The 21,860-nt window shown below is 66.1% G+C and carries 16 protein-coding genes; 7 read left to right on the top strand and 9 right to left on the bottom strand.

Features of this window, described 5'->3' with window-relative positions:
- Positions 1 to 13: 13 nt before the first annotated feature.
- Positions 14 to 760, bottom strand: a complete 747-nt coding sequence (locus OLX23_RS00660; protein ID WP_264442204.1) for an SDR family oxidoreductase — start codon at positions 758 to 760, stop codon at positions 14 to 16.
- 286 nt (positions 761 to 1,046) lie between these two features.
- On the opposite strand from OLX23_RS00660, the gene OLX23_RS00655 reads away from it, so the two are divergent.
- Positions 1,047 to 2,648, top strand: a complete 1,602-nt coding sequence (locus OLX23_RS00655; protein WP_264442203.1) for a class I adenylate-forming enzyme family protein — start codon at positions 1,047 to 1,049, stop codon at positions 2,646 to 2,648.
- 58 nt (positions 2,649 to 2,706) lie between these two features.
- Here OLX23_RS00655 and OLX23_RS00650 read toward each other — a convergent pair whose 3' ends face one another.
- Together OLX23_RS00650 and OLX23_RS00645 are read right to left on the bottom strand one after the other, a co-directional pair.
- Positions 2,707 to 4,836, bottom strand: a complete 2,130-nt coding sequence (locus OLX23_RS00650; RefSeq protein ID WP_264442202.1) for a molybdopterin-dependent oxidoreductase — start codon at positions 4,834 to 4,836, stop codon at positions 2,707 to 2,709.
- 2 nt (positions 4,837 to 4,838) lie between these two features.
- Positions 4,839 to 5,645 carry an enoyl-CoA hydratase-related protein gene (locus OLX23_RS00645; RefSeq protein WP_264442201.1) on the bottom strand — a complete coding sequence of 269 codons (807 nt, stop codon included), beginning with the start codon at positions 5,643 to 5,645 and terminating at the stop codon, positions 4,839 to 4,841.
- Between OLX23_RS00645 and OLX23_RS00640 the strand changes: the two genes are divergently transcribed.
- Positions 5,644 to 6,864 carry an LLM class F420-dependent oxidoreductase gene (locus OLX23_RS00640; RefSeq protein WP_264443688.1) on the top strand — a complete coding sequence of 407 codons (1,221 nt, stop codon included), beginning with the start codon at positions 5,644 to 5,646 and terminating at the stop codon, positions 6,862 to 6,864. The two genes, OLX23_RS00645 and OLX23_RS00640, sit on opposite strands and share 2 nt — an antisense overlap.
- A gap of 27 nt (positions 6,865 to 6,891) precedes the next feature.
- Here OLX23_RS00640 and OLX23_RS00635 read toward each other — a convergent pair whose 3' ends face one another.
- The gene (locus tag OLX23_RS00635) at positions 6,892 to 7,254 is read right to left on the bottom strand and encodes a limonene-1,2-epoxide hydrolase family protein (RefSeq protein ID WP_264442200.1); all 363 of its coding nucleotides are present in this window, start codon (positions 7,252 to 7,254) and stop codon (positions 6,892 to 6,894) included.
- 220 nt (positions 7,255 to 7,474) lie between these two features.
- Between OLX23_RS00635 and OLX23_RS00630 the strand changes: the two genes are divergently transcribed.
- Positions 7,475 to 7,942 carry a YbaK/EbsC family protein gene (locus OLX23_RS00630; protein WP_264442199.1) on the top strand — a complete coding sequence of 156 codons (468 nt, stop codon included), beginning with the start codon at positions 7,475 to 7,477 and terminating at the stop codon, positions 7,940 to 7,942.
- A 22-nt stretch (positions 7,943 to 7,964) separates the two neighbouring features.
- On the opposite strand, the gene OLX23_RS00625 is transcribed toward OLX23_RS00630, so the two are convergent.
- Positions 7,965 to 8,663, bottom strand: coding sequence for a pirin family protein (locus tag OLX23_RS00625; protein WP_264442197.1), 699 nt, complete (start codon positions 8,661 to 8,663; stop codon positions 7,965 to 7,967).
- A gap of 335 nt (positions 8,664 to 8,998) precedes the next feature.
- On the opposite strand from OLX23_RS00625, the gene OLX23_RS00620 reads away from it, so the two are divergent.
- Positions 8,999 to 11,485: a TonB-dependent receptor gene (locus OLX23_RS00620; RefSeq protein WP_264442196.1), complete on the top strand. Its 2,487-nt coding sequence runs from the start codon at positions 8,999 to 9,001 to the stop codon at positions 11,483 to 11,485.
- A gap of 45 nt (positions 11,486 to 11,530) precedes the next feature.
- On the opposite strand, the gene OLX23_RS00615 is transcribed toward OLX23_RS00620, so the two are convergent.
- Positions 11,531 to 12,766, bottom strand: coding sequence for a cytochrome P450 (locus tag OLX23_RS00615; RefSeq protein ID WP_264442195.1), 1,236 nt, complete (start codon positions 12,764 to 12,766; stop codon positions 11,531 to 11,533).
- Positions 12,767 to 12,921: 155 nt separating this feature from the next.
- Positions 12,922 to 14,766: an HWE histidine kinase domain-containing protein gene (locus OLX23_RS00610; protein ID WP_264442194.1), complete on the bottom strand. Its 1,845-nt coding sequence runs from the start codon at positions 14,764 to 14,766 to the stop codon at positions 12,922 to 12,924.
- 44 nt (positions 14,767 to 14,810) lie between these two features.
- Here OLX23_RS00610 and OLX23_RS00605 point away from each other — a divergent pair, with 44 nt between their 5' ends.
- Positions 14,811 to 15,125, top strand: a complete 315-nt coding sequence (locus tag OLX23_RS00605) for a low affinity iron permease family protein (RefSeq protein ID WP_264442193.1) — start codon at positions 14,811 to 14,813, stop codon at positions 15,123 to 15,125.
- 25 nt (positions 15,126 to 15,150) lie between these two features.
- On the opposite strand, the gene OLX23_RS00600 is transcribed toward OLX23_RS00605, so the two are convergent.
- Positions 15,151 to 16,995: an AsmA family protein gene (locus OLX23_RS00600; protein ID WP_264443687.1), complete on the bottom strand. Its 1,845-nt coding sequence runs from the start codon at positions 16,993 to 16,995 to the stop codon at positions 15,151 to 15,153.
- 295 nt (positions 16,996 to 17,290) lie between these two features.
- On the opposite strand from OLX23_RS00600, the gene OLX23_RS00595 reads away from it, so the two are divergent.
- Both OLX23_RS00595 and OLX23_RS00590 read left to right on the top strand, forming a co-directional pair.
- Positions 17,291 to 19,624, top strand: coding sequence for a TonB-dependent receptor (locus OLX23_RS00595; RefSeq protein ID WP_264442191.1), 2,334 nt, complete (start codon positions 17,291 to 17,293; stop codon positions 19,622 to 19,624).
- Positions 19,614 to 21,086: an esterase-like activity of phytase family protein gene (locus tag OLX23_RS00590; protein WP_264442190.1), complete on the top strand. Its 1,473-nt coding sequence runs from the start codon at positions 19,614 to 19,616 to the stop codon at positions 21,084 to 21,086. Before OLX23_RS00595 ends, OLX23_RS00590 begins: the two co-directional genes overlap by 11 nt.
- On the opposite strand, the gene OLX23_RS00585 is transcribed toward OLX23_RS00590, so the two are convergent.
- On the bottom strand, positions 21,083 to 21,811 hold the full coding sequence (locus OLX23_RS00585; RefSeq protein WP_264442189.1) for a TetR/AcrR family transcriptional regulator: 729 nt from the start codon (positions 21,809 to 21,811) through the stop codon (positions 21,083 to 21,085). The genes OLX23_RS00590 and OLX23_RS00585 overlap by 4 nt on opposite strands.
- Positions 21,812 to 21,860 lie beyond the last annotated feature (49 nt).

Below are 21,860 nucleotides of genomic sequence, written 5' to 3'. Positions count from 1 at the left end.
GTCCGCGTCCGCCTCAGCGGCTGGTCAAGGCGCCGTCGACGGCGACGGCCTGGCCGTGGACGAAGCTGGCGTCGGGGCCGCAGAGCCACCAGACCGCGGCGCCGATCTCCTGCGGCTGGCCGATGCGCTCGAGCGGGCTGGTCTTGACCAGTTCCTGGATGATCTCGCCCATGCCCGGGCGCTGCGTCATCGGCGTCTCGATCATGCCGGGGCAGACCGCGTTGATGCGGATTCCCTGGCTCGCATATTCGAGCGCTGCGGCCTTGGTCAGCCCGACGACGCCGTGCTTCGAGGCTGAATAGGCGCCACAGAAGGCCGCGCCGCGGATGCCCGCGGTCGACGCACAGTTGACGATGGCACCGCCACCGGTCGCCAGCATCGCCGGGATCTGGTGGCGCAGGCAGTGCCAGACACCGGTCAGGTTCACCCCGATCACCCGGTGCCAGTTGTCGAGCGAGCCCTCGGCGGTCAGCTTGCCGACCTCGCCGTCGATCCCCGCGGCGTTGAAGGCGGCATCGATCCGTCCATAGGCGGCCAGCGTCTGCTCGACCGCGTTGCGCACCGAATCGTCGTCGGCGACGTTGGCCTGGATGAAGCGCGCCTCGCCGCCGGCCTCGCGGATCATCGCCTCGGTCTCGCGCCCGCCGGCCTCGTTCATGTCGACCAGCGCCACGGCATGGCCGCGTTCGGCGAACAGCCGCGCGGTCGCCCGGCCGATGCCGGAACCTGCGCCCGTCACGAAAGCGATCTTCTCCGCCATCGTCTCTTCCTCTCTCGTTCTATCGTTGGCTCACGGGGTCGCACAGGTGCCGCGCGCGGCACAATCGGCGACTCATCGGGAGCGTGGAACGAAGCCTATCATCGTTCCAGCCAATGCCAGTGGACCCGCCCTGCCCCTCGCGGCATTTTGAGTTTACCCGCGTTGCGGGGAGGCGGCTCCGGCCCACGCCCCCACCCGACCTCCCTAGGGTACTATCGTTGGGAGGTCGGGTGGGGGCGTGGGCCGGAGCCGTTCAGGTACGATGATGTCCGAAAGGGAGAGCGCCATGACCGGAACCGAACCGGCCTCCACGATACCCGCGATGCTCGCCGGCCTCGTCGCCGCGCGCGCCGATCACGACGCCATCGCCACAGTTGCCGAAACCGTGACCTATGCAGAACTCGACCGGCGCAGCGGGGAGATGGCGCGGGCCTTGCTGGCGACCGGCGCGGGCAAGGGCACGCGGATCGCACTGATCGCCCCCGACGGGCTGCTCTGGGCGACCGCCTTCCTCGCGAGCCTGCGGATCGGCGGCCTGATCACCTGCGTCTCGACGATGGCGACGCCCAAGGAACTCGCGCACATCCTGCGCAACAGCGACACCCAGGTGCTGATCTCGGCGCGGCGCTTCCTCAGCCACGACTACGCACGGACGCTCGAGGCCGCCTTCCCCGCGCTCGCCGATTGCGCGCCCGGCGCGCTGCGACTGGAAGAGGCGCCCTACCTGCGCGCGGTCTGGTTCGACGATGCCGCAGACCTGCCCTGGGCCGGCGCGATCGACGATCTGCGCGCAAGCGCCGCGGAGGTCTCCCCGGCAATCCTGACCTCGGTCGAGGCGCAGGTCGCGCCGAGCGACGAGGCAGTGATCGTCTACACTTCGGGCAGCACCTCGCTGCCCAAGGCCGTGGTCCACACGCAATGGAACGTCACGCGCCACCCGGTCGAATTGGCCAGGCTGTTCCTGATAAGCCCCGAGGACCGCATGCTGCCGATGCTGCCCGCCTTCTGGCTCGGCGGCATGGCGATGTTCTTCCAGGTGCTGAGCCAGGGCGCGACGCTGGTCTATCCCGCCTCGCCCGATCTCGAAGTCGTGGTCGAGACGATCAAGGCGCTGAAGGTCAACCGCCTCAACGGCTGGGGCGACGGCCTCGCGCGGCTGCGCAAGCTGGCGCCGACACGCGGCATCGACATCGACGCCATCGTCGGCCTCGGCCCGTTCCGCGACGAGAACGGCGAACTGATCCCGCCGCAGTTCCAGTCGGGCATGCTCGGCATGAGCGAGACCTTCGCGCCGCACAGCGCCGAACCGCTCGACTACCGGATGCCCGCGGACAAGCCCTTCGCCTGCGGCCGCCCGGTGAACGGCTACGAGCGCCGCGTGGTCGATCCCGAGACGGGCGCGCCAGTGCCCGTGGGCGAGATCGGCGAACTGCAACTGCGCGGCGGTGCGCTGATGCGCGGAATGTACAAGCGCCGCGACGACGAGGTGTTCACGCCCGACGGCTTCTATCCTACCGGCGACCTCGTACGCATCGACGCCGACGACTGCCTCTACTTCGTCGCGCGCCGCAACGACATGATCAAGACCCGCGCCGCCAACGTGTCGCGGCTCGAGGTAGAGGCCGCGCTGAACGAACTGCCCGAAGTGGCACTAGCCGTGGTCACCGGGCTCGACGATGCCGAATTCGGCCAGGTGGTCGCCGCTGCCGTGGTCCCGGCGGAGGGTTTCGCGCCCACCGAGGACAGTCTGCGCACGGCGCTGCGCGAGACTCTGTCGAGCTACAAGGTGCCCAGGCGGATCGTGTTCATCGAAGAGCGCCAGATCCCGCGCACCGCCACGGGCAAGCTCAAGCTGCACGAATTGGGTGAGTTGATCGAGCGAGGGTGAAGATCGATCCGCGAAGGGCGGACTTGCCGGCGTAATTAGGCCCCCCGCGTCTTGACCGTTAGGCCGGCTCCAGGGTCACCGGAATCCCATCGAGCAGGCACATGCCCGATACCTGTTCCCAATCGGCGGGGTCGTCGGAGGCGAGCAGATTGATATTGGCGCCGCCGATCGCATTCGCCCTCTGCCAGCCACCGCCGCGGTGCCCCCAGCCGTGCGGATAGCAGACCGAGCCGGGCATCACGTCGTCGGTGACCTCGGCCATGACGATCAGCGCATTGGCAGCGCTCGTCACGCGCACCGGTGCGCCGTCCTCGATGCCGAAGCGCCGCGCGTCGTCGGGATGGACTTGAAGGCTGAACAAGTCGCCGCGCGTCAGACGCTCGGAATTGTGCATCCAGCTGTTGAGCGACTGCAAGCGACGGCGGCCGAACAGGCGCATGCCGTCCGGCCGGGCTCCGGCATCGCTCAGTCGCGCGAATTCCGCCGCCTGAACATCACCCCACAGCCGCGCCTTGCGGTCTGCGTAGTGGACGAGGTCGAAGGTCGCGGCGGCATCGACCCGGTCCATGTAGCGCAGCCCGTGCGGGTGCTCGGCCGAGAGCTTCGCCACCGAAAGGCCATCCTCGCCGCCCCAGGGGCCATGGCGCAACAATGCGTCGGCGGCCTCGATCGGCGTGGGATCGGGATTGGCGGGACTGCCCAGCATGGCCAGCGGCGAAGGCAGCCCCATGCGCTGGAGGATCGCCGCGTAGATCTCATACTCGCCGCGGGCTTCGCCTTGCGGATCGAGGACCGGCGGCGCGTATTGCACCCAGGGCCGCGGCGCGTTGGCGCCCCACAGCTCGTTGAGATCGGCGCGCTCGAAGAAGGTGGTCGAAGGCAGGACATAGTGCGACCAGCGCGTGGTCTCGGTCACGTAGAGATCGAACGAGACCATCAGGTCCAACTGGTCGAGCGCAGCCTCCAACCGATCGCCGCGCGGATAGGACAGCACGGGATTGCCGGAATCGCAGAACAGCGCGCGCAGTTGTCCCTTGCCCGGCGTGGTGATTTCGTCGGCCAGCGATCCGCCCGGCGTTATGCCCAGAACCAGAGGGAGATCGCCGATCCGTGAGCGGCGCGTGCCATAGGGGTTGGCATTGACCTTGAAGAGCTCGATCGGCGCCTGTCCGATCACCCAGCCGCCCTGCTGCCCCAGCCTGCCGGTGACGATGTTCAACGCCTCGATCATCAGGTTGGTGAGCGTCGAAAAGCTGCCGCGCCCCGTGCCGAGCCGCGTGTAGCAGGCAGCGGTGCGGGCGCCGGCGAAGCGACGCGCGAGTTCGCGGGCCGCCTGTTCGCTCACGCCGCAGCGCTCGGCGGCCAGCGCGAAGGGAACCGCCGTCACCGCGTCGCGCAGCTCGCGCCAGCCATGCGCCCGGGCATCGAGCGCGGCGGGATCGAACAGACCTTCTTCGAATACCGTGCGCAACAGCATGGCGAGCAGCCACACGTCACTGTCCGGTCGCACGGCCAGATGTTCGTAACGTCTCGCCGTCTCGGTTCGCCGCGGGTCCACCACGACGATGCCGCCCCGCGCCGCGATCGCATCGAGCTTCTGCAGCGCCCGCGGCTCGGAGATCAGCGACATGTGCGAGACCGCGGGATTGCCGCCGATCACGATCAGGAAATCGCAATCCTCTAGGTCGGGAAAGGTGTAGCGATAGGGATTGCCGTAGGTCAGCTCGAGCACGAGGTTCTTGGCCCCCGTGTCGGTGTGCATCGAATTGAACTTCTTGTCGGCGCCCAGGGCCTTGAGAAAGCCGTTCATATAGGCCGGGTGCATCGTCGCGAAGGAAGCCGGGTTGCCCAGATAGGCGCTCACCGCCTCGCCGCCGTGCTCGGCGACGATGGCCGTCAGACGTGCCGCGATATCGTCGAGCGCCTCATCCCAGGATACCCGCTCGAATTCGCCGGGCCCGCCCGTCCGCCGCAGCGGATGGAGCACGCGATCGGGGTCGTGCACCACGTCGACCATGCGCGCGCCCTTCACGCACATGTGCCCTTCGGAAACCGGATGATCGCGATCGGGACCAACCTTGACGATGCGCCCGTCCCGGACCTCGACAGTCAGGCCGCAGAGCGCCTCGCATAGGCGGCAAAAGCTCAGATGCTCGCCATTCTGCCCCGGCCCGAGCCCCCGCGCCACGGTCAGCGTCCCGTCCAGACCGGATCGCGCTTCTCGACGAAGGCGCGCGGCCCCTCGCGGAAATCCTCGGTCTTGCGCAGCATCGCCATGCGTTCGCTGGCGAGCACGCGTGCCGCACCGTCGGGCAGAGCCGCGCCGGCGCGCGCCACGGCCAGCGAATGCTGCACGGCCAGCGGGGCGTTGGGCGTGATCCGTCCGGCCAGATCGCGAGCCGCCGCCAGGGCCTGGCCAGGCTCGACCAGGCGGTTGACCAAGCCGGTGGCATAGGCGCGTTCGGCATCGATCGGCTCACCCGTGGCGATCAGCTCATAGGCGAGCGAGGCGGGAATCCGATTGGGCAGGCGATGGACGCCGCCGGCACCCGCCATGAGCCCGCGTTTCACCTCGGGCAGGCCAAAGCGCGCCTGGCGCGAGGCGACGATCATGTCGCAGGCGAGGCAAATCTCGAAACCGCCCGCGACCGCCAAGCCCTCTATCGCGGCGATCCAGGGCTTGACGCGATTGGCGAAGACGAAGCCCGCAAAGCCGCCATGCGCGGTCTCCATGCTGAGCCCGGTACCACTCGCCACCGCGCCCAGGTCCGCCCCGGCGCAGAACACCTTGTCCTGCGACGAGGTGAGGATCACGGCACGCACCTGCGGATCGTCCTCGATCCGGCGGACGATCACCTCGAGCGCCGCGGCCACCTCGCCATTGACCGCATTGCGCTTTTCCGGGCGGTTCAGCGTGACGAGAGCCAGATGCGGCTCGATCATCTCGAACAGGACGACAGCCGCGCTTTCGCCGTGGCGCTCGGTCTCGGTGATCATGCTCAAGCCTCTCTACAAATCAGGGGAACGCTTCTCCGTCGCGTCGACCATCAATAAATTGCCACTGCTTCAATCTAAAATTCTTCACGCGTGCGAACCGCCGATACTCTCCCCACGATATTGCCGAATCCGCCTTGCGATCTCCGCACCAGGCCCGAAGAACCGCTCTCGAAAGGGAAACGCCATGAAGCTGGGTTTGGACATCGGTTACAGCGGGGCGCGGCTCGACCTGCCCATGGAGGCGATCTCGCGCGCCGAGGCGCTGGGCTTCGATTCGATCTGGACGGCGGAGTCCTACGGCAGCGACGTGTTCAGCCCGCTGGCCTTCATCGCCGCCAGGACCAGCCGCATCCGCCTGTGCAGCGGCATTGCCCAGCTCGCGGCGCGCACCCCCGCGAACTGCGCGATGATCGCCCAGACGATCGACGCCCTGGCCGGAGCGGGCCGGGTTGCGGTGGGGCTCGGCGTGTCCGGACCGCAGATCGTCGAAGGCTGGTATGGCCAGCCCTGGGGGAAGCCCTCGGCGCGCCTGCGCGACTATGTCGCGATCATGCGCCGGATCTGGCAACGCGAGGGACCGGTATCCCATGCCGGCAGCGAGATCAGCCTGCCCTACGAGGGGCCGGGCGCGTCGGGCCTCGGCAAGCCGCTCAAATCGATCCTTCACGGCAATCCCGACATCCCGATCTATCTGGGCACGTCGACTCCCGTAAACATCCGCCTGACCGGCGAGATCGCCGACGGGTGGCTGTCGATGCATCTCACGCCAGACACCTTGGCCGCCAAGCTCGATCTGCTGGATGAAGGGCTCGCGCGCCGCGCCGATTCCCGGACGATCGATACCCTCGAGATCGTCGGCAATGTCCGCGTCATCGTGACCGACGACGTCGAGAGCGCGCTGGCTTCCGCCAAGGCGACCATCGCGCTCTATGTTGGCGGAATGGGCGCGCAGGGGAAGAACTTCCACAAGAACGCGATGGTAGAGCGTGGTTACGGTGCCGCCGCCGAGCGCATCCAGGAGCTGTTCCTGGCCGGTCGCAAGGACGAGGCACTGGCTGCCGTGCCCGACGAATACGTCGACGAAGGTGCCCTGATCGGCCCGGTCGAGCGCATTGCCGAGCGCTTCCGGCGCTGGCGCGATTCCCGCTTTACGCTGCTGCGCCTCGGCAATCCCGATCTTGCCGCGATCGAAGCGATCGCACGCATCGCGAACGGCTGACGAAGCGCCGAGCTCCGCCGGCTGCCGCTAGCCCGCCTTGAAGATGCTCGCGTCGAAATAGTCGCGCCAGCCGGTGATCAGACCGCCGGCCACGTCGAAAGCCCCCATCACCGGGAACGAGATCGCCCCTTTGGGATGATGCAGGGTATCGGTGCGCTCGGTCATGACCACACCGTCCGCGTTTTCCGCGACGGCATGAATGACCGACGTCATCGGCGTGCTGCCGTCGATGAGCGCGGCCAGGGTCTTGCGAACCGCATCGTGACCGACCGCATCGGGGTACCCGGTGTTCTTGTAGACGATGTCCTCCGACATCAGCGCGAAAGCGCTGTCGATTTCGCTTTCGTCCCAATGGTGGAGGAAGGTCCTGACGATATCGGCGTTCGCCATCATGCATCTCCCGGCAGCCCGAATTGAGTTCCGAGACTAGCAACGGCACACAGGGAAATCGCGTCGCTGCGGGAATTTCGTGCCCGCGATGTGTAAGCCCCGCCCTAAGTGCAATCGCCGTCCAGCAGCGCCGGCAATGTCATCGACCAGGCTTTGCAGTGGCCTCCGTCGTACTATACCGAGGCCAGGTTGCGAGCCCATTCTATTCGGAAAGCCCAAATTGACAGCTGAAACCGCAGCCGCCTGGCTAGCCGAACATGCGCCCGATCTCCGCATCGTAGAAAACGGTCAGAGCGTCGCGACTGTGAGCGAGGCGGCGCAGGCCCTCGGCGTCGACGCAGGGCGGATTGCCAAGACGCTGGCCCTTCGCATCAACGATCAAGTCATGATCGTCGTCGCCCGCGGCGACGCCAGGCTCGACAATGCGAAGTGCAAGGCTGTGTTCGGGGCACGGCCGCGGATGCTTCAAGCCGCAGAAACCGAAACCTTGACCGGACACCCGGTCGGCGGCGTCTGCCCGTTTGGTCTGAGCACGCCCCTTCAAATCTTCTGCGACCTCTCGATCAGGCCATTTGCCACCGTCTTTCCAGCCGCAGGATCTCGTACCACGTCCGTGGAGATCGAGCCGGATCGCCTCTGCTCGCTCGTCGGTGCGCAGTGGACCGATATATGCCGGCTTGCCGATTAGACTGAGGGCCCGAATCGTCGCCTCACGGCAAATCGATCAGCAGGACTTCGGCCCGCGTCTCGGCCTCGATCGTCAGTATCGCTTCCGCGGTGATGGCAGCACCATCGCCCTCGCGCATCTCCGTGCCGTTGAGCCCGATGATCCCACCCATGACCTGGACCCAGTAGCCCCGGTCGGGAGACAGCGCGCGTGACAGAAGGGCGCCCTCGTCCAACCTCGCGATCTCGAGGCGGGCGTCCTGCCGCAGCGTCAGCGAAGCGCCCTCTCCATCCAGGCTGGCGACGAGCACCCACTGGTTGCGCCCCGCTTCCTCCGCAAAGTGCTTCTGCTCGTAGGACGGATCACCGCCCGCGGAACGCGGTATGATCCACAGTTGCAGGGCATGGGCACGCTCCTCGAGGCTCGGGTTCATCTCGCTATGCCGGATGCCGGTGCCCGCACTCATGCGCTGAACGTCGCCAGCGCGGATCAGCGCCTCGTTGCCGAGATCGTCGCGATGCGCGATCGCGCCGGCGAGCACGATCGTGACGATCTCCATGTCGGCATGGCCGTGTTCGGAAAAGCCGGCGCCGGGGATGACGAAATCCTCGTTGAGCACGCGCAACGCGCGAAAGCCCATGTTCTTGGGGTCGCGGTAGTCGCCGAAAGAGAAGCTGTAGAAGGCATCGAGCGTCGAGCCTTTCAGCCTTCCCCGCGCGCCGCGGTCCCGGAACGTGATCATCTAACTACTCCCGCCAAAGAGCACCGCCTCGCCGGAGCGATATGAAGAACCTGGCGACAAAAGCCACATCGAACGGCGGCTCCATTCTCGAAAAGGCGACGTGATCGCACCCAAGGTTGCGGTGTTGCGGGAAAGATAAGAACGCGCCGTCGAGATTGCTCCATAGTTTTCAGCTCGCGGCCTTTACCCCTTGGCCCGCTCGCGGAAATTGCGCCGTGGTATCTTCCGAGCAAGGCGGCCGGCGCGATGACTGACATCTTCGGCGTCGATGCGCGGCGGGTCGATCAAAACCGAAACACAAAAACAAGAATTCGACTCACGAGGGGAAAGATCACATGCAACTCAAAGTGATCGCGCTGGCGAGCGCCGCCGTTGCCGTCGCCACGCCGATGGCACAGGCGCAGGCTCAGGATCGGGCCCAAGATCGAGCATCGGTCGAAAGCGGTGACATCATCGTGACGGCGCGCAAGCGCCAGGAATCGATCCTCGAAGTGCCCGTCGTCGCCAACGTCCTGACGCAGGACGTCATAGCCCAGGCGCAAGTGGTCAATCTCCAGGACGTGACCCAGTTCACACCGGGCTTCGTGCTCGGCCAATCGGTGCTCGAAAACGGCGCGCAGGTCTCGATCCGCGGCATCGGTACGACCTCGCTCGATCCGGGCATCGACCAGTCGGTCTCGCTCAACATCGACGGCATGCAGTTCACGCAAGGCTCGGCCTATTCGATCGGTCTGTTCGACATGGCCCAGGTCGAGGTGCTGAAAGGCCCCCAGGCGCTGTTCTTCGGCAAGAACAGCCCCGGCGGCGTCGTTTCGATCCGCACCGCCGATCCGACGAGCGAGACCGAAGTCAGCGGCACGATCGGCTACGAAGCTTATGCCCGCGCCCTGCGCGGCGAGGCGATCATCTCCACGCCGCTGACCGACAGCCTGGGCCTTCGCCTCGCGGCGGCCTACAGTTCGACCGAAGGCTACTTCCGCAACCGTGCGGAGGGCATTCCGGCCCTCGGCGCCGTCCAGCCGCCCGATCGGCTCGGCCAGGGCCAGGGCGTGTTCCTGCGCGGCACCTTGCTCTACGAGAACCCGGGCAGTTTCACCGCGCGCCTCAAGCTCAACTACTCGAACGAATACACCGAGGGCGGCGGTCCGTTTCAGTACAAATCGTGCCCCGAGGGAACGACGAACTATCTGCCTTCGCTGGGGATCGCCCTGCCCTCGTTCTTCCCGGCCTCGGAAGATTGCCGGGTCGATCGTGATACCGGCCAGATCTATCTCAATCCGGCGTTCTATGGCGGCCTGCCGAACGACGGCAAACCCTTCAGCCGCGTGAAGCAGGCCTTCGCGACGCTGGAGATGAATTACAACCTGTCCCCCGCCGTCGTCCTGTCCTCGGTGACCGGCTACTACGACCTGAAGAGCCGTTCGCTGACCTCGGGATCACTGTTCGGCACCTATTCGGCCTTCGCCGCCTCGAAGTTCTATCATCGCAAGGACTTCACCCAGGAATTCCGTCTGTCGTCGGACTTCGACAGCCCGTTCAACTTCCTTGCGGGTGCCTTCTACCAGAAGGGCGACATCTACGACGACGCCCGGCTTCCCGGCAATTCGGCGCTCGGCTTCCCTGCGTCGCTGGTGGCCGGCACGTTCGACCTCGACATCGAATCCGTATCCGGTTTCGGCCAGTTGCTCTACAAGGTGACCCCGAAGCTCGAACTGGCCGCGGGCGTGCGCTACACCGACGAGCGGCGCTCGATCGCCATGACCACGCAGTATCCGGGACTGCCGCTGCTGTTTCCGACGGCGCCCGATCTGGTCTCGAAGAACTGGTCGCCCGAATTCACCGTGACCTTCACCCCGACCGACGACCTGACCGTGTTCGGTTCGCTCAAGCAGGGCTACAAGTCGGGCTCGTACAACATCGTCCAGCCGATCGCGCCGGGCGAGGACAATTCCTACGGCGACGAACGCGTGCGCGGTGGCGAGATCGGCATCAAGACCCGGCTGGCCGACCGTCAGCTCAACCTCAACCTCGCCGGCTACTACTATAACTACAACGGCCTGCAGGTGGGCATAAACCAACCGCCCGAGATCGGCGGCCTGCCGGTGCTGTCGACGCGCAATGCCGGCACGGCACGCGTCTACGGCGTCGATTTCGACATGAGCTACCAGCCGCGCGACGTCGAAGGATTGAGCCTGCGCGCCGCGGTCAACTGGAACAAGGCGAAGTTCACCAGCTTCGTCGGCGCGCCTTGCGCCGGCGGCCAGACCTTCGCCGAAGGCTGCAACCTGACGCCGCGGCCGCTCGACCCGACCGCGGACGCCGTCGCCCTGGCCACGGGCAACTTCTTCACGAATGCCGCCACCGGCGCGCCGTTCCTCTATTCGGCGCAGGACCTGTCGAATACGCCGCTCAGCCGTGCGCCCGAATGGCAGGCGAGCTTCGGCATCGACTACGAGCTTCCCGTCGGCCGCAACATGAAGCTGCGGCTCGGCACCAATGGCCAGTATTCCTCGCGCTATCTGACCAACCTCGGGCGCCGCGACGACTTCTACCAGGACGACTTCTTCAAGCTCGGCGCCAACATCACGCTCGCCGCCGAGGATGACAGCTGGCAGGTCTCGCTGATCGGCAGCAACCTGACCAACCAGTACACCAGCGGCCTCTGCTTCAATTCGAACAATGCCGGCGGCATCTTCTTCCCCGGCGGCATCCAGGGCGGCCCGAGCAAGGGACCGGCGGGCAGCGACGAGATCTGGTGCTCCTACGACAACGGCCGCGAGGTCTGGCTGCGGCTGACGCTGCGCCCAGGCGGCCGGCGCTGACGCCCTGATCCCGGCCGGCCTCGCGGTCGGCCGGGAAAGTATTGCTCAGGCGGGATCGAAGGCTATCGGCAACCCCGCGATGCCCCACACGCCGGGAAACGGGCGCCAACCCGGCTGTCCGGTCAAGCGCGGGTTCTTCAGACACCGCGCGATGACGTGGAATCCCTCCTCGATCTGGGCAAGGCCGATGAACTGCCCGAGGCAGATGTGCGCGCCCATGCCGAAGGCGAAGTGGCTGCCGCGCAGGCCCTTGCGATCGGGATCGAAGCTGTCGGGATTTTCCGTCGCCGTCGCATCGCGCCCCGACATGCCCCAGGGGAACATGATCAGCGTGCCGGCCGGAAAGCGCACGCCGCGGAAGCTGAATTCCTGCGCGACCTTGCGCGTCGCGGTCGAAGGCGAATGGTACCGGAAGGTCTCGTGCATGGCCTTGCGGGTATAGTCGAGGCTCTCCGCGCACCGCGCGTAGACTTCAGGCTTGTCGAGCAGGGTGAACATGATCAGCGTGATCACGTTCTTCGAGGTGTCGTAACCGCCCACGAACATGAAGACGAGGAGGTTCACCAGTTCCTCCTCGCTCATCTGCCCCTCCTCGCGAACGGCAAGCACCGCCTCGAGCAGGTCGGGCTCGCCATCGGAGCGGCCCGCCCCGCGCCTTGCCGCGATGACGCGACGCGCGGTTTCCTCGAGCAGCAGCGTGCCGCGCTGGAGTTCGGGCAGATGCTTGCGATCCATGCTCATGGCGAGACCGAGCGCTTCGAGCGAAGCGCGCAGGCTAGGGATGATGTCGGTCGGTACGCCGATCATGCGGCACATCACCGAGATCGGATAGAACGAGGCGAACTCCTCGAAATCGAACGCGCCCCGGGGCAGCCATTCGTCGAGCAGAGCCTCGATCTGTTCGCGCATCACGCCGCGATAGCGGTTCGCCATGCGCGGCGAGAAGGCACCGCGCAGCGCTTCGCGCAAGCGGTGGTGCGTCTCGCCGCTCTGGGTCTGCACCGTGCCGCGAATGAATTCGCCCCACGGCGTGCCCGTGGCGCCCATATATTCGACGAGGTCGTTGAAGCCGATTTCCATGCTCGCGTCGTTGCGCATGATGTCGCGCATGGCCGCGTGCTCGGTGATGATGTAGCCGACCGAAATCCGCGCGAGCCAAGGGTGCCTGGTTCGCGCCTCGGCAAAGCGCGCGACCGGATCGAGCGAAAACCCGGAATCCTCGATGGCCAGTAATGGGAGATCGAGGGCGTCCACTCCGACGTCCGCTATCGTATCGGCCATGATCCCCTCCGAGAGCGTAAGGCTCGTCACCGGCTTACGTAGGAGGCCATCATACAAGCTGCCCCGCGGCTTCGGGCCCCGAGTATGGATTGAAACCTTGGACTGTTCCAAGGTTCGCCGGCTGCGAGGACGGCGCTTCCGCCGCGCCCCACCCTTTAGGTGACGAGAGCGACCGCAGCGTCGAGCAATTGTCGACGATCGAAAGGCTTGCCGAGCAAGGGGATCTTGCGAAAGGCGTCGGGGAGCGATGATCGGTCGTAGCCGCTCACGAAGGCGAACGGGATTCCCTGTTCGGCCAGCCTGGTGGCAATGTCATCGACTCCCTGACCACCGAGATTGGCGTCGAGCAGAGCCCCATGAAACCGGTACTGCTCGATGAGCTTCATAGCCGCCTCGAGGTTTCCGGCCGGGCCGACCACGAAGGCACCGGACATTTCGAGTTCCGCGGCGACCTCGAGTGCCAAGAGCGGCTCATCCTCGACCACGAGAATTCGCTTTCCCTCGAGCAGCCGCGCTCCGGGAGCGAGGCTTGCCTGCGCCTTGCCCGAAGCCTGCGCGCGCTTCTCCGACATATCCGCAGCGAGCGGCTCGCTCGGCACGATCGGCAAGGTGAGCGTGATGTTCCAGCGAACCCCGCCGGCGTCGATCGACATCCGGGCGTCTCCGCCGATCCCCCGCGCACTCGCTTCGATGAGCCGCGTACCGAACCCGCGCCGGATGGGCGCATTGACGCTTGGCCCGCCGCGCTCGGCCCAGCGGAGCTTGAGCGTCTGGCCCGAGACCGACCAATCGATCGAAACCGAGCCCTCAGACGCGGACAGGGCGCCATATTTGAGGGAGTTGGTGCCGAGTTCGTGAAGGATCATGGCCACCTGCGGCACGATCGCAGCCCCTAGATCGACGTTTGGCCCGGTTGCGGAAATCTGCGTCTCGTCGACCGGCCCCAGCTTCATCTGGTCGCGAACGACGTCGTGGAGCTGCGTGGCTTTCCATTCGTTGGTGCTGAGTTGCGAATGGACGCGTGACATCGACTGGATGCGGCCACCGAAGCTCTCGACGAATTCAGCCGGATCCTCGCAGTTGCGCAGAGTCTGCGAAGCGATCGCCTGGACCGTGGCGAGCATGTTCTTGACGCGGTGGCTGAGTTCGCCCGTGAGCATGCGCTGCAGTGCCTCGGTTTCGCGCAGGACCGCACAATTGCGCTTCAACTCCTGCTCGCGCTCGCGCAGCTTCTCCTCGGCGATGGTGCGCTCGAGAAGGTCTGCCGCCTGGCGCGCCAGGATGTCGAGGAGCCTGAGGTCGCGCTCGGTAGGCTCGTGCGGCTCGCTCCAGTGCGTCGAGATCATGCCGAGCAGTTCGCCGCCGCGCGACAGGAGCGGCGTCGTCTGGGCCGAGCGTATCCCGGTTCGGCGGAAGGCTATGAGATCTTCGGTCCCGGCGATCTCCTGCCATTTCTCGAAGTCGGGAATGATGGCGCGCCGGCCGGTCTTCAACGCAGCCGTGCAACTGCTGTGAGCCGCGGGACTGACCCACTGCCAGAATGCGACGGCATCGGTCGGCAGTCCCCGCGAACATAGCAGGTTCAATTCACCGCCGTGGCCCGACGGATCACCCGGCGGGCAAAGCAATTGCATCGTCCCGAACTGCGAGCCCGTTATCGATACCGCAGCATCGACGATCTTGCCGTAAAGCTCGAGCCTGTCCTGCTCGCCGATCAAAGCGACGCTGATGCTGTGTAGCAGCTCGATATCACTGAGATCGTCTTGCGCGCTTTCGCCGCGCGCGCTCATCCGTTCGTCAGACTTGAACTGAAGCAGACCCGCCATATTCCTCCGAGGAGGCATGGATCCCGCCAAGCCTCGGACCCTGAACGTCGAAAACGTGGATACCGTTCCCGCGCGCGCAAGAAGATCACCTCGACCGCAGCAAGGGCCGGGTAAAGCGCGGGCAAGGCGCGGGACTTCACAGGTTCGCCTCACGAGAACGACCGAAAATCGCAATCGGCACCGAATGCTGTGCCGGTCGTTCTACGGAGATGAGCCACATGGGATTTGCCAATCTCTTGACGACGATCGGCGTCGCGACCGCGAGACCCGCGGCCATTCTCGTCGTTCCCGTCTATGCCGCGGGTTGGGCCTGGTTCGAGCCCGAAACGTTCGACTGGCACGCCTGCGCGGTCCTGGCGGCCTGGGCGATGACCTTCCTCATCCAGCGTGCCGCCCACCGCGATACCCAGGCCATCCATGCCAAGGTCGACGAATTGCTGCGCGAACATCCCGAGGCGCGCAGCGAACTCGAGCACGTCGACGAAGACGAGCCCGAAGAAATCGAGCGCCGCCGCCGCCGCGAGCAGGGCTGAGGGAAAAGGATGACGAGCCCGCCTGCTAGCGCAGGATCTGTGCCGTCAGGGCGCCGCAGTCGGCATCCGCCGCCTCCGGCCCCTGCTTGCCGGTGAGCGCCCGCCCCACGGCCTTGAGCACGTTGCCCAGCGATTTCACGTCTCTGGGAACCATGATCGACGGCTCGCGGATCGTTCCCAACACGGAAACGGAGCCGGGCAACCTGAGCACGGAACTTCGCTTCGGCGCCCCGGTCAGGGTGAGCGCGATCCGTTCTTCGGGAAAGGTGACCGAACCGGTGGCGCGGGTCTGGCTCTCGCTGGTGTCGACGACCGCCGAAGAAGCGGTCCCGACGCCGCGGCGCATGTCGAGCCGGATGGCGGCGCAGCGCAGCCTGGCCTGCTGATCCTCGCCGGTGAAGAGCCCCTTGCCGACGTCGAAGCCGAGAAGCCGGGCCAGCTTGGCGGGAAGGATCCCGTCATGCGCGATCACGCCGATAGCGCCATCCGATCGGCCCACGACCTCGCGCAAGGTGCTGCCGGTTCCGACGAGGCGCAGGCGTCCGTCCACGGTGGCATCGACGGCACCGTCTCCGCCTGCGAGAGCATCGATGCTGCTGCCGCGCAAATCGAGCGCGATCGAGACCTGCGGTTCGGCCTGCCCCTTGCGCTGATCGACACGGATCTCGCCGGCCAGGGTGCCCCGGCTTAGACGCAGGGTGAACGGCTTGGCGATCAAGAGCCGGTGATCCATCGTCAGAACGCCTTCCGCGCTCCGCAGGCCAGAGTTCCCGGCACCGATGATCTGGTCGATGCGAATGGCGATGCGGCCGTCGGTATTCTTGATCTTGCCTATGTTGATCCGGGTATTGGGGACGATTCTCGGTCCCTCTGCGCGCACCAGAGCGATCGCCTTCTGCTGACCCGCGTCGGTCGATAGATCCGCGAAGTCCAGGCGCGCGAAGCGCAGATCGCCGTCGAGTTTCGATCGACCGCTGCTCTTGTCGACGGTCAGGTTTCCGCTGAGCTGACTGCTGCCGATCGTCCCCGCCAGACCCCGTATCGTCCAACGCCTGTTCCGATGGGTCACGTCGGCCGCGACATTGACGGGCTGGGTACCGAAGAGGCCCGCCTCGATCACCCGATCGACGAGCTTCAGATCGTTCGCGCGCGCCGACATCCGTAAGGTCATGTCCGACGTGTTCAGCGGCCCGATGGTCACCCCTTTCATGCGCATGTCGACAGCGGGCCCGACGATGCTCGCCTCGAACGGCCAGGCTTCCTGCTTCGCCTTGATCGGTCCCTTCAGAGACAGCCCAACGGGATTTCCCTCGATCTCGCCTTGCCCCGTCGCGACCAATCCACGGTGCGGATCGATCGTGACGGCAAGCGACATCGAGCGTTTCTGCAAGGCATCGCGATAGCGCACGTTCGCCTCCAGCCTGTCGATCGCCGCCAGCGAAATCCCCCCGCCCTGCTCACCGCGCGCAGGATCGCCATCGCGCCAGTTCACGCGCCGGCTCGCATCGCGCACGAAGTCGAGCTGCACGCCCTCGGCAGACAGCAGTTCGGGCTCCACTCGCCCCACGAGAGCAGGCAACATGGCGATGCGAATCCGCAGGCTCTCGACAGACGCGAGCTTGCCGCGCCCCGCCCACTTCGCCTGGGGAATTTGCAGGCCTCCGACCCGGAAAACCGGCGTGAACGAGAAACCGCTTTCGCGGCTCACCGAACGAATGGTGACGGGTCGGCCGATCTGCTTGCTCAACCTCTGCTCGGCAATGCCCTTGAGCCATCCAGCGGGAAACACGGCGAGACCTATGAAAAGGCTGCCGACGACAACGACGCAGATGACTGTGGCGATTTTCGTGCGCCGCCCGAGGGAGATCATCGCCTGCAAATGCCCCGACGGCTTGAACGTTCCGAACTAAAGGCGTCATTCGGCCTGGCAGCGAGCACGCAGACCAACTGACCGGATTATCGGCAGCCAGCCACGACCGGCGCCAGCCTCGGCCCGATCGCCTAAGCGGCCGGCACAGCAGGGATTGTTTCCGAACATTGCTATTTTTTCCGTCGACCAACGTTTGTCGCCAGACTGTCATCAACGCGTGAAATAGGCACGCCCGCAACGAAATCGGGGCGCCGGACACGTGTTCTCAAGGCGCTTCCGCATCAGTGAGGGCCATGTGTTGAAGAAGTTTGTTTTCGCGTTGACGACTGCTGCGTGTCTGACTGTTTCCGTTCAGGCCCATGCCGAAGAGGCTGGCACCGCGGAGGCAGACAGCACCGGAAGCCAGGACATCGTCGTCGTCGGCACCGGCGAGACCCGCTCGGTCTCGACGCTGGTTCCCGCGAACCTCGACATTCTGCCGCCCGGCACCAGCATCCAGAAGGCGCTGAACTTCCTGCCGGGCGTGAGCGCGCAGTCGATCGATGCACTCGGCACCAACGAGCAGTCGCTGACCCTGCAGGTACGCGGCTTCAACACCACCCATCTCGGCTACACGCTCGACGGCATGCCGCTCGGCGACGGCGCCTACAACAACTACAACGGCCTGACGATCAGCCGCGCGCTGATCTCGGAGAACCTCGCCCGCGCCGATCTCGCCACGGGCATCGCCGGCCTCGGCATCGCCTCGACCAGCAACCTCGGCGGCGCGCTGACCTATTTCAGCAGCGACCCGAAGGCGGACCTCGGCCTCAAGGTCAACGGCACGATCGGCAGCGAACGCAGCCGCCGGGTCTTCGCGCGCTTCGATACGGGCGAGCATGACGGCTTCTCGGCCTACGTTTCGGGCCACTACGTCGAACAGGACCTGTTCGTGAACCAGGGCGACTACATCCGGTCGACCGGCAAGCAGCTCAACGCCAAGGTCAAGTACGAGATCGAGGGCGTCAAGATCACCGCCTTCGCCGACCTTTCGCGCACCAACCAGGCCGACGACGCCTATCTGTCGAAGGACATGCTGAACCGCCTCGGCTGGGATTGGGCCGGCTATGCGCCCGACTGGAACCGCTATCTGGGCGTCGCCGCCTGCACGGTGACCACCACGCCGATCAAGTGCGCCGCCGCCCCGGCGCCGCAGAAGAACGCCGACGTGACCTTCACCAACGGCCAGATCCTGCGCAACGACAACCTGTTCTACATCGCCACCGACGTGGACGTCACCGCGCACCTCAAGGCGCACCTGCAGGTCTACCACCACAACGACAAGGGCGCGGGCAACAACTGGATCGCCGGCCTGTCGAACCAGGGCACGACGGTCACCACCGACGACATCCCGGTCCAGATCCGCGACACGCGCTATACGATCGATCGCACCGGCGTGGTCGGCAGCCTGAGCTGGCAGCTGGGCTTCAACCAGCTCCAGGCCGGCTTCTGGATCGAGGACAACACCAGCAGCGCCGCGCGCTACCTGTGGACCAACGTCACCGGCCCGTTCAGCCTCGCGCAGTTCCTCAAGGGCCAGCCCGATCTCGCGCAGTGGGTCCAGGAAACCGCGTGGAAGACGCGCCAGTTCTACGTCCAGGACACGGTCAAGCTGCTCGATGACGCGCTGACCATCGATTTCGGCTTCAAGAGCACCTACGCCCGGTCCGACGCCACGGCGATCCGCGGCATCGCCAAGGCGGCACCGCCGGCCTCGAGCCAGTTCGCCACCGGCTCGCTCGTCGCGAAGGACAACTTCCTGCCGCAGATCGGCCTGCACTGGCAGGTCGCCTCGCAGCACGAGCTGTTCGCCTCCTATGCCGAGAACATGGCCATGTACCAGGGCGGCTTCAAGCTGGGGCCGCAGTCGGTCTCGCAGGCGGTCTGGGACGTCCAGGGCAAGACCTTGAAGCCCGAGACCTCGAAGAGCTTCGAAGGCGGCTACCGCTATGTCAGCGGCCCGCTGCAGGTCTCGCTCAGCGGCTACTACGTGAAGTTCCACGACCGCCTGCTGCAGTACAACCCCTGCCCGACCAACCAGCAGCAGAATCCGGGTTGCGGCAACTCGTTCCACAACGCCGACAGCGTCACCAGCAAGGGCGCCGAAATCGGCGTGCTGTGGAAGCCGCTGCCCTGGCTGAACTGGTACAATTCGGCCTCGTTCAACAAGTCGACCTACGACGACGACCTCAACTGGTGCACGACCACCTGCGTGCTCTACGCCACCGCGGGCAAGCAGCAGGTCGACACGCCCAAGACCATGCTGGCCAGCGTGCTCAGCGTGAAGCAGGGCGGCTTCGGGGCCTCGATCCAGGGCAAGTACACGGGCCGCCGCTACTACACCTACACCAACGACCAGAGCTTCGCCGGCTACTTCACCGCCGACCTCGGCCTGAGCTACGACTTCGGCGAAGTCGGCCCGCTCAAGGGCGCCAGGCTCTCGCTCAACGTGACGAACCTGACCAACAAGCGCTATGCCTCGAACTTCGACAGCAGCGTGTTCGCGCCGAACGATCCGACGGGCAGCGTCGTCGTGTTCCACTCGTCGGCGCCGCGGCAGGTGTTCGGGACGATCGGTTTTGATTTCTAAGCCTTCGCGCGCCGCGCTGCTGATCCTGCTGTCGCTGTTTCCGGCCTTCCCCGCCTTTGCCGGCGGGGAAGAGCCCGTGACCCGGCCGCATCTCGATCAGACCGCCGGCGCGCACAGCGTCACCTTGCGCGGCCAGACCTTCATCAACCAGGGTCTGGTCGGCAGCGGCCGGCTGGCTGCCGATACGGTCGACTTTCTCGGCGATACGCTGGGATCGTTTTCCTCGCTCAAGATCGCGCCGGGCAGCTGGAAGCGGGTCGGCGATCACTACGAAGGCGTGCTCTGGACCCTGCCCGACCGCGGTCGCAACGATCCCGCGGCAAACCTGTTCTTCGACTATCCCGCCCGGCTAGAGCGTCTGCGGCTGCGCTTCACGCCCGGCGACGGCCAGGTCACGCTGGTCCCCGATGGCGGGCTCGAACTGCGCGACTTCAATGGCAAGCCATTCACCGGCGCCGATCCCGGCACGGGCACGCTGACCGAGCGCGGCATCGTCTTCCCGGCCCCGGCCAGCGGCGTGGGCCGCGGCAAGGTCTCGCTCGACGCCGAAGCGCTGCAGTTCACCCGCGACGGCGGCTTCTACGTCGGCGACGAATACACGGCCAACGTCTACTATTTCGACCGAAGCGGGCGGTTGCAGGGCGTGATCAGCCCGCCCCCGGCGATCGTGCCGCGCCGCGCAGGCGCGCCGTTCTTCGGATCGCTGCAGGCACCCGACAGCGGCCGTCGCAACAACCAGGGCCCGGAAGGCCTCTCGCTTTCACCCGACGGCAGCAGACTGTTCGTGGCGCTGCAGAGCGCGCTGGTCCAGGACACTGCCCAGGGCAACGCCGCCGGGCGTATCAACACACGGGTGCTGGTCTATGACGTCAGCCGCACGCCCACGCCAGCCCGCCCCGTCGCGCATCATGTCGTGCGATTGCCGGCCTATACCGAGGACGGCCAGGGCGGACCTCCCGACAAGACCGCCGCGCAGAGCGAGATCCTCGCGCTCGACGATAGCCGGTTTTTCATGCTCGCGCGCGATGGTGCCGGCCTCGGTGCAGGCAAGTCGCCGATCGTCTACAAGAGCGTGCTGCTGGTCGATCTCGCGGGCGCGACCAATCTCGCCGGCAGCGAGAGCGAGACGGGCACGAGCTCGATCCTGCAGGATTCGGCCTCCACGACTTTGCGCGCCGACATCGTCCCGGCCGACACGACCGAATTCGTGAACCTGCTCAACCCCGCGCAACTCGCGCGCTTCGGACTTGCGGTTTCGGATCTTTCCGAGAAGTGGGAGGCGCTCGATCTCGTTCCGGCGCTTGAGACCGATCATCCGAACGACCATTTCCTCTTCGTCGGCAACGACAACGACTTCGTCGCGCGTCGTTGCCGAATGTCGGGGCAAGCCTGCAATTCGGACTTCGACAATCACAACCGGCTATTGGTCTACCGTGTGACCCTGCCGCCATCCAAGCCTTAGGACGCATAGCTCCACTGCGGCGCCGTCGGGTTGACGCGGGCGCCGTCGAGCAGGTTGCCGAAGCCCGAGCGGATGCGCTGGTGGAGCTGCGGCAGCGGGAAAGGCCGGTCGGACCATTCGACGCACGAGGCCGTGGCGAAGGTCACCAGCTGTTCAGCCAGTTCGCCCAGATTGGCGTCGGCGCGCAGCACGCCGCATTTCTGCTGCTTGACCAGCAGGCCCTGCATCGCCTTCCGCTGCTTGTCGCGGAAGTGGTAGAAGATCCCGCGCGAGGGGGTGAAGAAAATCAGGCAGACCTGACGGCAGAACTCGGGCGCGGCCTCGATCGACTGGAGCCAGCGGCCGATGATCTCGACCACGGCCTCGGGATCGCCGGGATCGGGCAGCGCGGTGTGGCCGACATAGCGGGTGTACTCGCTGATCGCCTCGACGATCGCCTGGTCGCGCGGGCCGACGAGGTTGTAGATCGTCTGCACGGCATGACCCGATTCCTGGGCGATACCGCGCACGGTGACGCCGTCGAGCCCGTCCTCGGTCAGCAGCCGGCGGATCGTCGCGAGGATCTGCGCGCGGCGCAGCCGCTGGTTGCGCCGCGGCGGCGGGTTGCTGCGGCCGAGCCCCTGGAACAGCGGGATCGGCCGCGCGGGATCGTAGGGCACGACCTGGACGTCGTCCTCGAACGTCGATTGCGGCACGACCTGGTTCACCGGATCACGAGCTCCCATTCGGCGGCGCTTGCGGCCGCTTTCCCTTTGCCCGCGAGCCTAACGCGGC

This window comes from Novosphingobium sp. JCM 18896 (assembly GCF_025938095.1).
GTDB lineage: Bacteria > Pseudomonadota > Alphaproteobacteria > Sphingomonadales > Sphingomonadaceae > Novosphingobium.
The sequence above is the reverse complement of the archived record's forward strand: the minus strand, read 5'-3'. Positions and strand labels throughout refer to the sequence as shown.